The sequence below is a fragment of the uncultured Sunxiuqinia sp. genome (assembly GCF_947495665.1).
Lineage (GTDB): Bacteria > Bacteroidota > Bacteroidia > Bacteroidales > Prolixibacteraceae > Sunxiuqinia > Sunxiuqinia rutila.
This window is the reverse complement of sequence record NZ_CANLZV010000002.1, coordinates 240,323-253,591: the sequence shown is the minus strand read 5'-3', so window position 1 is coordinate 253,591 and position 13,269 is coordinate 240,323. Positions and strand designations below refer to the sequence as shown.

The following is a 13,269-nucleotide window of genomic DNA, read 5'->3' as shown; positions in this document are numbered from 1 at the left end:
TTCCTTAATTGACAAAGATGAAAAGGCTAAACCGCTTATTGATTGTTTTCGTTTTCATACTGCTTGGCAACTCAAGTTATGCCCAACAAGACAGTATCACACAGCACAACGATTCTGTTAATTCAGTGTTATTACAGGACTTTAACCAAAAGCTTTTGGAGATTGAACAACTGCGTTTGGCCGACTCCATCCGGAAAGTAGAGCTTGAAAAGGAACTGAATTCCCTAAAAACGACCGACAATCTCAAGAAAGAAGAACTGCAGCTGCAACTTCAGCAAATTGAAGAAGCCGAAATACAACGTATCAACAACAAGAGAGCCCGGATTGATGCGCTTCGCAATTCAGCCATTGGAGCGCCGGTGATAGGCGTATTGCACGACACCTTGTTTCACATCTACTCCAAAATCGGAGCCTTTACACCAGCCGAGCGGGCCGAAAACATCAGCAAGCGCATCCGGCAACTGTACAACGACGACTTTCTGAAGCTGGATTCAATTTCCGTTGTGGCTTCCGAAAACAGCTACGAAATTGTGTATGGCGAAACCATTGTTATGAGTGTCACCGAAACCGATGCGTTTTGGACCAACCAAACCACGCATGACCTGGCACTTAGTCACACCGACACCATCAAACAAGCCTTGTCTCATGCCAAAAAGGAAAACAGCCTGATCAAAATCCTGATCCGGGTGGGGCTGGTCATTCTCGTTTTTATCATTGCGCGGCTGATTATATGGCTCATTGGCCGGGGCTACCGACGCGCCCTGAGACTCATTCACCAAAAAAAGGGAACCTGGCTAAAAAGCCTGTCGTACCGCGATTACACCTTCCTGTCCATTGAGCAGGAAATGCAGGCCATCCTCTTTTTATTGAAAATTGTGCGCTGGTTCCTGTACGTTCTGATGCTGTACATTACCCTACCCCTGGTGTTCAGCATTTTTCCGTTCACCCGTGGCTGGGCCGACCAGCTGTTTAAGTTGGTTTGGTCGCCCTTTAAAGCCATATTCATTGCGGTTTGGGACTATCTGCCCAACTTATTCAGCATCCTGGTCATTTATTTTGTCATGAAATACTTCATCCGGTTTGTGCGGTACATTTTTGCTGAAATTGAATCGGAGAAGCTTAAAATATCCGGCTTTCATGCCGACTGGGCCATGCCCACCTACAGCATCGTTCGCTTTTTGCTGTATGCCTTTATGTTTGTGTTGATATTTCCTTACCTGCCCGGTTCCGACTCCAACATTTTCAAAGGCGTTTCGGTCTTTATCGGGGTGTTGTTTTCGCTGGGATCATCCTCGGCCATTGCCAACATGATTGCCGGACTGGTGATTACCTACATGCGTCCGTTTAAAATTGGCGACCGCATTAAAATTGGCGAAATCTTTGGCGATGTGGTCGAAAAGACCTTGCTGGTTACCCGCCTCAAAACCATTAAGAATGAAATCATCACTATTCCCAATTCAACCATTCTTTCGGGCAATACCATCAACTACAGCAGCGAAGCCGTTGAAACCGGTTTGATTATTCATTCCACCATTACCATTGGCTACGATGTGCCCTGGAAGGAAGTGCACCAGGCCTTGATTGATGCGGCCTTGCGTACCGAGCACTTGCTGCACGAGCCCAGCCCCTTTGTGCTGCAAACCAGTCTCGACGACTTTTTTGTGTCGTACCAAATCAATGCCTATACACAGGTGCCCACCAAGCAGGCCCTAATTTATTCCAACCTGCACCAAAACATTCAGGATGTGTGTAATGAAAAAGGAATTGAAATTATGTCGCCACACTACCGGGCTGCACGCGACGGCAACCAATCGACTATTCCGGCCGATTACCTGCCCAAAGATTACCAGACCCCCAGCTTTCGGGTGAAGGTTGATCCGGCGAAAGGAGACAGGCAGTAGGCAGTCAGATAACTGATAACAGACAATAGACTTTAGACCTTAGATTCTAGAAGCAGGACAGGCAGAAGGCAGTAGGGAGTCGGAGGAAAAAACCGCAGAATGGAGGAAGGAAACCGGAGGAAACTACTGATCGGATGAACTTTGTCCTATCTGATAAGGTCTAAAAACTTCAGTCGAAAATAAGAAGCTTTTCTTCACCCATTTACCTGTAGTTTATTTAAGATAAAAATACTACTTTCATTTTTTCATAATAAATAAGTATGATTATAGAATCACAATTAAACATTTAAACATGAAGAAAAAGTATTTTTTACTAATGCTGGTTTCCCTACTAGTCCTAAACGTATTTGGTCAGGAAAAGCAGACACAACTAAGTTTTTATAACGGTGATCGTTTATCGTTAAGCCTCTTTACTGCCAGTAAGTTTTACCCCGAAATTCAGATTGAAAGCAATCACCTCGAGTTTCAGGATGCCCGATATGCCATTCTGCTGCGCAACGATATCCCGGTTAAAGAACTCTCTCTTTCCTGGGGACTTGGTTATAGTTATTCTGACCTTTTTGAAAGCTACTGCGTGCTGCCCGTGGAGTTAGAAAAAACAAATATTTTTAATGAGAATATTTCCCTATCCATCGGTCTTGAATTGGCAAGCGATCTGAATGAAGAACTAAGATTAAAACCGCTAATCGGCTTATCCATTAACTTTTAACGCAGCGTGTAATTTCAAGTTAAGAAGGTTGTTTCCATGCAATAAAGATACGTATGCTAGCCTTGTGACATTAAGGATGATTATAGTTAATTAACAAATATTATCTTGTATAAATACCTCAAGCAGGCTACTTTGCAATCAAAATCTTTAAAACAATTTAGACATGAAACGAATCATTTTTTTTCTTTCCATTATCGCTGTCCTGCTTATTTCCTGTAACGAGGATGATCCCATTGAAGTTAGAACCAGTCTTCCAATTACAATTGCTGTCGAGGTACCAGAACCTGCTATAAACGATCAAGAGTCAGGTCAAACCGAATATTCATTTACAGCTTCACAATGCTACCATTTGAGTGACAATAAGGATGTTAAAGATTATCTGGACAATATGAAATATATTGACCACAAAGGATATTCAATAGAAATAACCGGACTGGAAGATGGCGAGGTTATTAAGGATATCGTGTTTTCAGTCGAAGATAAGAACAAGTTTGAAGCTTTTGAAAATGTAACCAAAGATGATTACGGCACCCGCCGCACCAATGATGAAATAGGTTATGCAGTGATTCACAATGTATTATTATCTGAAAAGCAATTAACGATTACCGTAACCGGAACGACAAATAAGGCCCCTATGGATTTTGATGTAGATATACAATTTGAAATAGGAGTATTAACTGACGAAATATAAGTAAAACAAATCCTCACTGGTACTGATCGGATGAACTTTAAGTCATCCGATCAGCAGCCAAAACTTCAGCAAAAAAAGGGGTATTGCCAACGGATTGACGCTACCCCTTTTATCCCTATAAACCTAAAAATCAGATTCCAGTTACTCCACTAGTTTTACTGTTTTGCTCCGTCTTTTGACGTTTTCGTTGTTGCTGGCAATAATTTCGGCCACGGTTCCGCCAAACGAGCCATAGGTTTCGGTATCCACTTGCACCATTGCCCGTAAATAAATCACCAGCTTTTTATTAATTACCCCTGCCACCTTCCGCTTCAGGGCGGTGGCATTTTGCAGGGTGGCTTCCGCTGCTTTGCCTTCTTCGTAGGCCAAACGAGTGGCTTCAAAATTGTCTTCGGCGGTTTTCAGGGCGGCAATCAGTTCGGCACAGCCCGACAAAGCGGCAATGTCAGCCTGTAAATTAGGTCCTTCCAAATCCAGAAGCAGGGAATCAATCAGTGAGGACTCGGAGCTATAGCTTTCATCGACCATCGATAAACCATAATGCTCAATAACTTTAAACACGCGTTCGGCAGCCTGTTTGACTGCTGTGTCAGGATGGTGTAAAAAACCCAGGATCAGGTAGTACAGCGCCCGCATGGCATCATCTCTCAACTCATCTTGTTCTTCCAGTTCCGACGCGATTTTAATTCGCTTGATGGCCGCAATTAATAAAGCCAACATATTCCCCAGCTCGGTCATCAGACCGGCCAAATAGGCATCGCTGCTTAAGCTGGTATTATTATAGGCATCAACGATACGTGATCCAACATCATTAATTTCGGTAGCGCGACTAACTGTAATTACTTTTGGAATCATATTCGTTTCTTTTAAGTGATGTATGATTATCAGTCTCTTAATCAAGCTAAAAATCAAATAAAAAAGCGACTGATTAATTAATTGTACAACCATTTACAATAAAATAGTTTAATTATTTTACTGCCAAAATGTTTTCTTCAACATATTAATCGGCGAATTCATCTCCAGGCTTTGTTTTGAAACGGCATGAGTTAAACATCTGTCTGAATGATTTTTGCTAAGCAAATAAGAAAACCAACATGCTCTTACTTTTTAATTGGGGAGGTCGTAACTAAACCGTCACGCATTCCTTTTCGGCTGGGGAGCCTATGACTAAACCGTCACGCATTCCTTTTCGGCTGGGGAGCCCATGACTAAATCGTCATGCATTCACTTTTTGGTTGGAGAAGCCGTGACTAAATCGTCATGCATTCACTTTTTGATTGGGGAGGCCGTGACTAAACCGACACGCACGGAACAGCGACATCTCTTGCCGCTGTTATTGACTGACCGGATGAACTTCGAGTCATCCGATCAGCAGTATGATACAAACAATCTACAGTTGTTCGAAGTATTTCACCTGCAGGTAGTCGGGCATGTGCAAGGGGGTGTTTACCACAAAAGCGCCCATCAATACCACCTTTTCGGCTTTAAAGCGTTCCTTGATGCGTTGCGATTGGCGGACAATAAACTCATGGCTTTCGTCAAACAGAATATCCATCACCTTGGGTTCGGGCTGCAGCGTGGGAATAAGATCGAGCTTGGGCGCCAGCATTTGCCGGATGCGGCCTTGCTGATAATCGTCGGGGTTTAAAACCACCGGCTCGCCGGGTTGCTCCAGCAACATGCGGTAAGCTCCAAAGGCCGCGCCGCAGGAAAGGGTGCCACGCGCCTGCCCGATGCGGTGCACAAAGCCGAGGCTTTTTTCATCGATGGCCAGGTGCGGTCCGAAAAAGATAAAGGCAGTTCCATTGTCGGGAATGTGATCGCCGAAAGCGTTAAAACCGGTTTCGCCCGAAAACGGATAGCCGGCCAGGCCTCCCAGGTGAAACACATTGCCAAAATAACTTCGAATTTTTTCAATGACTACGTTGTTCAGCTCGTCGGGACAAAGCGAAACGGCGGCAATGGTTTTATCCATTTCCATGCCAAATTCCGTAATCATCCGGTAGTAATATTCATTAATTACCTGCTCATGCGGCAAGGCATTCGGGAAAAGCGCTTTGATGCGCTTGTCAATCGTACTATTCATTCTCAATCGTTTTTATCCGGTTGAACCCAGTGCGTTGGCAATCGCATTCACACATTGGAGCAAAGCAAAAAGATGATCTTTTTCCTCTGGTAATTGCTTGCTTCTGCTTGTCCGCCACTTGCGGAGCAGTTGGATTTGGGCTTCATGCAAATTATTTAGAGCTTCGGCCCGCAACAGGGTTGAAAAATAATGATTTTTTCGTCTTTCGTAAATTGGTTTTTGCAGTAAATCACTCAACATTTCGCGCGTTAAGCTCAATTCCTGCTTGATGCGTCCCATCAGGCGTTCGCGAATGGCGGCATCTTCAACCAAACTGGCATACTTATCCATAATTTTTTCGTCGGTCGATGCCAGGCTCGAATCGAGGTTGGTAATGACGTAGCGCACAAACGGATCATAGGCCACCAGCCGGCACAGTTTGTCGTATTCTTCTGATTTTTGGGTTTGAAGTTCTTTCAGGGTCGAACCCACGCCGTACCAACTCGTAATGTTGAAGCGCGACTGCGACCAGCTAAACACCCACGGAATGGCCCGCAAATCGTCCATCGAGCGTTTACCCGTTCGCCGGGCAGGCCGCGAGCCAATTTTGCTCGACTCAATGACATCGATGGGCGTGGCCTCGGCAAAAAACCGAATGAAGTCGGGATCGCCAATCAGTTCGCGGTAAAAAGTGCGTCCCCGTTCGCCCAGCTGATGAAACAAGCCCGCCACCTCTTCATTTTCCTCCGGAAAGTGCTTGTGCAAGAGCGACTGGGCCGTCACGCTGGCCAGCATCAGCTCCAGGTTATAGGCCGCATTCACCTTGTGCGCATATTTGCGTTCGATGGTTTCGCCCTGTTCGGTAACCCGCAGGTTTCCGTTGATGGAGCCCAGCGGCAGGGTTTTAATGAACCAGTGCGAAGGCCCCGATCCACGGCTGATGCTTCCACCGGTACCATGGAAAAACCGGATGATGACGCCATGTTTCCGGCCTACCTCAGTCAATTGCTGCTGCGCTTCGTGCAAAAACCAGCTGCTCGCCAGAATTCCGCCGTCTTTATTGCTGTCGCTGTACCCAATCATCACATCCTGGTAAAGCTGCTCGGATTGACGCAGTTCCTGCTGGTACTTCAGGCTGTTTTTCACCACCGGATGACTCAGGAAATCGTCCAGAATGGCCGGACTGGCCTGTAAATCCTCAATGGTTTCAAACAGCGGAACCACCGGCAGCTTGGCCGCCAGCCATTGCCCGTGTTTCAAAGCCAAACCAACTTCGCGCATAAAGAGGTAAACGGTCAGCAAATCTTCGGTGTTCCGGGTCATGCTGATAATGAGCTTCCCGATGGACCGGGAGCTGTATTTGTTGACGTGGTCACTCACCACCTGCAAACTTTCAATCACATTGCGGGCTTCCGCTCCAATGTCGGTATGGTTCACCAGAAACGGCCGGTTGGTTTTCAGTTCGGTGTCCAGAAAGGCCCGCTTTCCCTCAAGTGACGCGCCCATCCGGCTGTCTTTGTTTTCGCCCAGCGAAGCCACCACCAGCTGCGAAAGGGCTTTTTCGTGGTACTGGCTGTTCTGACGGATATCCAGCTGCGCCAAATGAAAGCCAAACACTTTCAGCAAGCGTTTGCAGCGCCCCACATCCACCTGAGCCACTTCCGGAATGCCGTAGTGCACCATTTCCCTGCCCAACTCATTCAGGTCTTCAATCAGCTGGTCGGAATTTTGGTAACTGTTGGGCCGGTCATCCAGCTTCATGTTGTATTCCTGGCTTAAATCAATCGGTATTTTGTGAAGCAAAAGCATCACATAAGCCTTAAAAATTTCCTTGTTATGTTCCTGAAGAATCTTTTGTCCGGGGCCTTCCAGCTCCTCGGCCAATTGCCGAACACGCCAGGCAAAGGCATCGCTTACCTCCTCAATATCGAGGTAAATGCTTAGTTTTTGCGCCAGGGCCAGCAACTCTTTTTTCACAATGATAAACGCATGCGTCCGAAGCTTGGTCAAGGTCATGCGGGTAATCTCCGGACTTACCAGCGGATGTCCGTCGCGGTCGCCGCCCACCCAGTTTCCAAAGGCCAGCCCCGGAAACAAATCGCAGTCGTTCAGCAGCGAAAGGTCAAAGTCAGACTCTTTCCAGGCTTGCCTCAGGCGCTTGTCCAGTAAAACAACCACATCCGGAAACACCTCGGTAAGGTAATGCAGAATGTTGTCCAGCTCCGACTCCAGCCGGGGCTTTTCAATATATATTTCACCAATATTCCACAGGCGGTGAAGAATTTGCTTAATCTCGTCCCGGATATCGTCCTGCTCAATCCGGGTATACATCTGGTTTTCGCGCTTAAGCAGCAGCAAATACAATTTGCGATACTCCTGCAGCACCACCGAGCGCTTGGCTTCGGTAGGATGCGCGGTAAGCACGGGCTCAACCAACACCTGAGGCAAAACCTCCAGAATTTGCTGCTCGGTAATCCCTTTCTCCTTCAGCATTTTGAAGTTGATGGCCCACAAGCCATTCACATGACTCATGTCCTCCTCCTCTTTGGTTCGCCGGCTTTGCACGGCTCCATTCACTTCCACCAGGTTGAGTAGCTGAAAACACATGGATTGCATGTGAATATAGTCGTTGCTAAGTAATAAATGCTGAGGGGGTTCTACTGAAGGGCTGATCCAGGGAATATAAGTCACTAATTCCTGCTTGTTGCTTTCCGTTAAAACTTCGGCAAAGCACTTCAGCAAAAAATTCAGATCTCTATACGGTTTTCCCAAGGCTTGTTGTACTTGAATAAATACTGAATCCATGGTTATTTTTTAAAATCTTCCAGCACTTAAACAGCTTAAATAAAGTAACAGTTCACCAAAAAATGCAAGTAAATAACGATTAAATCCTCCCGTGTTTTTATTCGGACAGGCTATGTGGCTGAAAACAAAAAAACAAAAGCCCCTCAACGCGCGTGAGAGGCTTAAAAAAAACATAAAACAAATCTTACTCTCCACTAATTTGGCCCCGTATTTCACCCGCAGGATACGCGCTGGTATGCACATTGACATAAGTTCCACCCTTCTTCATCTCCTTAACCAAATCATGCAGTGTCATTCCGGCTAAGTCGCCAACCAAATGGTCTGCCATAATCGTTCCTTCAGCCAGTATTCCGTTTGTTGTTCCAGCCAGAAGCGCCGGAGGAGGACCTGATGGATACAGCCAGGCCACAACACCTCCATTAGCACCGGCAGGTGCCATGTGGATATGCGCCATCAAAACATCTTCCAGATTTGCAACAATCAACTTATAGTGCAAACTCATTCCATCTTTGCTTAGCTGGAAAATTGCCTGCCCCGTAGCCATGGATTCTACCGGAACAGCAGCGACCTCCTGATCGGAAGAGAGATGAGCCCTGAAATTCCGGGTCATTTTCATTTCAGCACTTTTTAACGCGACTTCCTCTGAAAAACCATCCTGAAAATCTGCTCTTTCACAAGATGTTGTAATCAGAAGCCCAAGAACAAAAAGAAACACAGTAAACTTTCGCATAACTTTAAGATTTAAAAACGTTTACAAGAATATACCTTGAAAACATTTTTAATGTTTCGAAATTAAGACCATTTCATCCTTATTGGGAAGTAATTCTCCTAAGGAGAAGAATAAAGTTGACTCTTAAAGTGTTTAAGCTGGATTAAACTACGGTGGTTGCGGTAACCTGATGGGCATGGCTACCAATGAGGATAACCGATGGCATCGGAGGATCGATTCGAGTTAAATCCGATTCAATTTGTGCCAGGGAAGAGGTGAACAACTGCTGATCGGGGTGCCCTACCCGACTAACGATTTGGAGCGGTACATCGCCCGAAACTTCCCGGCGCTGCAATTCGCTGGCCAGCAGCTGCAGGTTTTTCAGGCCCATGTAAACCATAACCGGAGCTTTGGCTTTGATTACCGCAGCTACTTCATCCATGTTTTCAAAACCGCCGTTGCGTTTATGCCCCGTATAAAACAGGGCCATGCTATTGACATTTCTCAGCGTTACCGGAATGTGAAAACAGCTGGCCGCAGCCAGTCCGGCTGTAATGCCCGGCACGACTTCCACATTTAGTTTTTCCTGAAAACAAAAGGCCAGTTCTTCGGCGCCCCGCCCAAAAATAAAGGGATCGCCTGCTTTCAAGCGCACCACCCGCTTGCCTTCCCCAGCAAATTGTTTCAACTGGCGGTGTATGTTGTCCTGCCGCTCGGTTTGGTGCTGACCATCCTGGTAATGTTTGCCGGCATAAATTTTCAGGGCTGACGGTTTTGCCAGCTCCAAAATCCCGGTGCCATGCAAGGCATCGTACAGGATCACATCCGCCTGTTCCAGCCGGCGAAGAGCCCGAATGGTAAGCAATTCCGGATCTCCCGGCCCTGCGCCCACAATGGAAATCAAGTGGTTCTTTGGGCTTCGTGCCTCCTCGTTTGAGTGCTCTGTTTTAGTTCTTGACATGGATACTTTTTCCTCCTAACTACTTTCTACTCGCTACGCACAACTTGTTCCAGTTAATCTATCGGACTTGGATAAATGAACTGGTAATCGAGCAGATGCATCAGCTTGCTGCTGTCCACCAATTTGTAAGGCTCTGGTTCATCATGAAAGGCAGGTGCCGGCACACCGGAAACCGCTGCGGCTTTCTCGTAAAACTCCTGACGCGATGGATGAGCCGGACAGCAGGCATTCAGGGTTTCGCCCCAAAGCTGCTTGTCGATGATGCGTTGAATAATCTGCAGGCAATCCTCCAAATGAATCAGATTCACCGGCTTGGAGCCACTGATGGCTGTTGTTTTACGACTCAGAAAGCGCGCCGGATTCCGGTCGGCTCCAATCAAACCGCCAAAGCGAAGCACGGTTGTTTTAAAATGCGAATTACTGGTCAACAGGTATTCCGCCAGCACCAGCGCTTTCCCCGATGATTTTTCGGGCAGCAAAACATCGTCCTCGCGAACCACTCCGTCCAGCTCATTGTAAACCGAGGTGGAGGAGATAAACAGTACCCGTGGCACCTGAAATTTTTCCAGCAACTTCACCAACTGCTTGATTTGCTCCGGAAAAATGGTTTCGATATACGTATCGCGTTTGGGAGGAATAGCCACAATAACCAAGTCCGTATCAAAAAACGACTGATCTTTCAGCTGAACTTTATCGACGTCAAGCACCAGGCGGTAGGGCTTTATTCCGGCGGCCTTCAGCGTTTTCAACTTCGATCGGCTGGTCACCGACCCTTTTACCTCAAAACCCTTGGCAAGCAATTGCCCGGCCAGGGGAAAGCCCAGCCAGCCACAACCTAATATGGAAATTCGTTTCATTATTACCTTTCTTTTAAACCATTTATTTCTTTCTAGTTTCCGGCAAACAGCCTGTGACACCTTTATTCAATGATGATTCGGTGCTTGGGTTCCGGCTCATTCAATTTCTCGGTAATCCGCCGAATCGCATATTTAACAAACGAAAGCTCTTCCTGCTCATGCGATTCGAGAACTAAGTTAGGGAATTCGGCCCAGGCAGCCTGCGCCGTCCGGTTGCCATTGGCTAAAACCGGCGCCTTGGGTGGCGGGAAATTACCCGACGCCTTGTAGCTTTTAATGGCGCTCTCGCTAAAAAACAGGTAGCCGTCAAACACCTCATTCATCAAAATTTCGATGGAGGTATTTTTGTAGACTTCAACAGCCTGCCAATCCTGCTGGTATTGATCCAACATTTCCTCCAAAGGATTAAGCGATTTATTTCCGCGCAGGTAAACAATCTTTTTATGCTTATCCTCCTTCAGCAGCAGCTCGGCCAAAGCATAGGCATTGGGCGATGCAGGCCGTAGGACCTTCACCCCACAGCGGGTTAAAATTCCTTCCTGCTTTTCTGAAAGGCAATACACCTGCTCTCCTTTTTCAAAGCCAATACGATCCGCAAAGCGCAACAGCCAGTGGGCCGCATACGAACTGGTTACCACCCATTTTTTACTGCTGCCTTGCCAGGAGTTAAATAAGGCGACATCCGGTTTACGATATGTAATCCGAATCAGCGGCTGCTCAATAAAGCGAATCTGCTCGCTGACCAGCCATTTTCGGGTCAATGCTGATAATTTTCTACCTATAAATATTGCCGGTAATTCCATGATTCCCTCCGTTTCAATGTTTAAAATCTTTTCCTTGTTTGGTTTCCTTGACGTATCCCTTTCGAATTACAAAATCACCAAAGCTTTCGCCTTCTTCTCTGCTGGTGGCATAATCGGCAATAATGGGCCGTAGCTCAGCCAATATTTCTTCTTCGGAAAGAGTTTCCTTGTAGAGGGTATTCAAGCGTGTACCGTTGAAATTCCCTCCCAAATAGAGGTTGTAATGCCCCAGTGATTTCCCAATGAAACCAATCTCGGCCAGGTATGGACGTCCGCAGCCATTGGGGCAACCCGTCATGCGAATCACAATTTCCTGTTTCAGCAAATCGTATTCTTCCAAAATGGTTTCAATCTTTCCAACCAGGCTTGGCAGGTAGCGCTCGGCTTCGGCAAAAGCCAGTCCACAGGTATTCAGAGCCACACAGGCAATGGTGTTTTGGCGAAGACCAGACAAAGGCATGGGCCAAACCCCATACTTGCTCATAATCCGGTTCACTGCGTCTTTATCGCTGGTTCCGGCAATGATCAGGTTTTGGTTTCCGGTAAGAATAAACTGGGCATCTTTCACTTGTTCAGCCACTTCGCGCAGAGCTGTCTTCAACTGAAGCGTGTCGGTATCTTTTACCCGGCCGCCCTCAACAAACAGGTTCAAACTCCATTTTCCATCGGCACCTTGCTTCCAACCGTAACGATCGCCATTGCGGATGAATTTGAACGGTTTGGCCGGCTGCAGTTCATAGCCTAAGTACTTGTTCACTTCTGCTTTAAACCAATTAAGCCCTTTGCGGTCGATGGTGTATTTCAAGCGAGCCTGCTTGCGGTTGGTTCGGTCTCCATGGTCTTTTTGCACCAGCACGATTTTCTCGGCTAAATCTACCGCCTGCTCGGGCGTGCAAAAACCAATAACATCGGCCAGCCGCGGATAAGCTTCGGGAATTCCAAAGGTTGAGCCCAACCCACCACCGGCAGTAACATTGTAACCAAGCAGTTTCCCATCCTCTTCAATGGCTATAAAGCCCAAATCCTGCGAGAAAATATCCACATCGTTGTAGGGAGGAATGGCGACACCAATCTTAAATTTTCGTGGCAAATAGCGATTGCCATAAATGGGCTCCACTTCGGTTTTGCTGTCGGCTACTTTCTGCTTATCCAGCCAAATTTCGTGATAAGCTGACGTTTGAGGGGTCAGGTGAGCAGAAATATCGCCAGCCAGTTTATAAACAGCCGCGTGCAATTCCGATTCAGCGGGGTTAGCATGCGACATCACATTTCGATTCACATCGCCACAAGCGGCAATGGTGTCCATCAAGGCCTCATTAATTCCACGGATGGTTGGTTTCAGATTTTTCTTGATCACCCCGTGCAATTGAAAAGCCTGACGGGTCGTCAGTTTCAATGTTCCGTTGGCGTGGGTATCTGCCAACTGATCCATTTGTAACCACTGCGCAGGGCTGGCCACGCCTCCCGGCAAGCGCACCCGAATCAAAAATGAAAAGGCCGGCTCCAGTTTTTGGCGTTTACGTTCCTTTTCCAAATCACGGTCGTGTTGCTGATAAATGCCGTGGAATTTCGACAACTGCGTATCATCGGCCGCAATAGCGCCGGTAACTTCGTCGGCCAAACTCTCCTCCAAAGTTCCTCTAAGGTAGTTGCTCTCGTATTTTATGCGTTCCACTTCTGCCAGTTTGCTCCAATCTATAGTATCGCTCATAATCGTCTGTCTTTAGTTTTGTGTTTATGCTTTCGTCCTGATTCTGTTTCAGTAAAC

General features: G+C 46.8%; 11 protein-coding genes. 3 read left to right on the top strand and 8 right to left on the bottom strand.

What is annotated here, in order from left to right; genetic code table 11:
* The first annotated feature begins 17 nt into the window (after nt 1-17).
* The 3 genes from Q1A18_RS03940 (at nt 18) to Q1A18_RS03930 (ending at nt 3,301) form a co-directional block, all read left to right on the top strand.
* Complete coding sequence (locus Q1A18_RS03940; RefSeq protein WP_299577598.1) at nt 18-1,901, top strand: mechanosensitive ion channel domain-containing protein; 1,884 nt, start codon at nt 18-20, stop codon at nt 1,899-1,901.
* Nucleotides 1,902-2,193: 292 nt separating this feature from the next.
* Nucleotides 2,194-2,610: a hypothetical protein gene (locus tag Q1A18_RS03935; RefSeq protein ID WP_299577596.1), complete on the top strand. Its 417-nt coding sequence runs from the start codon at nt 2,194-2,196 to the stop codon at nt 2,608-2,610.
* Nucleotides 2,611-2,773: 163 nt separating this feature from the next.
* Nucleotides 2,774-3,301, top strand: a complete 528-nt coding sequence (locus Q1A18_RS03930) for a hypothetical protein (protein WP_299577594.1) — start codon at nt 2,774-2,776, stop codon at nt 3,299-3,301.
* 141 nt (nt 3,302-3,442) lie between these two features.
* On the opposite strand, the gene Q1A18_RS03925 is transcribed toward Q1A18_RS03930, so the two are convergent.
* The 8 genes from Q1A18_RS03925 to Q1A18_RS03890 form a co-directional block, all read right to left on the bottom strand.
* Nucleotides 3,443-4,156 carry a DUF6261 family protein gene (locus Q1A18_RS03925; protein ID WP_299577592.1) on the bottom strand — a complete coding sequence of 238 codons (714 nt, stop codon included), beginning with the start codon at nt 4,154-4,156 and terminating at the stop codon, nt 3,443-3,445.
* 535 nt (nt 4,157-4,691) lie between these two features.
* Complete coding sequence (locus Q1A18_RS03920) at nt 4,692-5,387, bottom strand: hypothetical protein (protein WP_299577590.1); 696 nt, start codon at nt 5,385-5,387, stop codon at nt 4,692-4,694.
* A 12-nt stretch (nt 5,388-5,399) separates the two neighbouring features.
* Nucleotides 5,400-8,171 carry a phosphoenolpyruvate carboxylase gene (locus Q1A18_RS03915; RefSeq protein WP_299577588.1) on the bottom strand — a complete coding sequence of 924 codons (2,772 nt, stop codon included), beginning with the start codon at nt 8,169-8,171 and terminating at the stop codon, nt 5,400-5,402.
* Between the two features lie 184 nt (nt 8,172-8,355).
* The gene (locus tag Q1A18_RS03910; RefSeq protein WP_299577586.1) at nt 8,356-8,901 is read right to left on the bottom strand and encodes a CHRD domain-containing protein; all 546 of its coding nucleotides are present in this window, start codon (nt 8,899-8,901) and stop codon (nt 8,356-8,358) included.
* 142 nt (nt 8,902-9,043) lie between these two features.
* Entirely contained in the window at nt 9,044-9,841 is a 798-nt protein-coding gene (gene cobA, locus Q1A18_RS03905; RefSeq protein ID WP_299577584.1) for a uroporphyrinogen-III C-methyltransferase, read from the bottom strand.
* A 53-nt stretch (nt 9,842-9,894) separates the two neighbouring features.
* Nucleotides 9,895-10,698 carry an SDR family oxidoreductase gene (locus Q1A18_RS03900; RefSeq protein ID WP_299577582.1) on the bottom strand — a complete coding sequence of 268 codons (804 nt, stop codon included), beginning with the start codon at nt 10,696-10,698 and terminating at the stop codon, nt 9,895-9,897.
* Nucleotides 10,699-10,760: 62 nt separating this feature from the next.
* A complete protein-coding gene (locus tag Q1A18_RS03895) occupies nt 10,761-11,501 on the bottom strand; it encodes a uroporphyrinogen-III synthase (protein WP_299577580.1) in 741 nt (246 codons plus the stop codon).
* Between the two features lie 13 nt (nt 11,502-11,514).
* On the bottom strand, nt 11,515-13,212 hold the full coding sequence (locus Q1A18_RS03890; protein ID WP_299577578.1) for an NADPH-dependent assimilatory sulfite reductase hemoprotein subunit: 1,698 nt from the start codon (nt 13,210-13,212) through the stop codon (nt 11,515-11,517).
* Nucleotides 13,213-13,269: the final 57 nt, after the last annotated feature.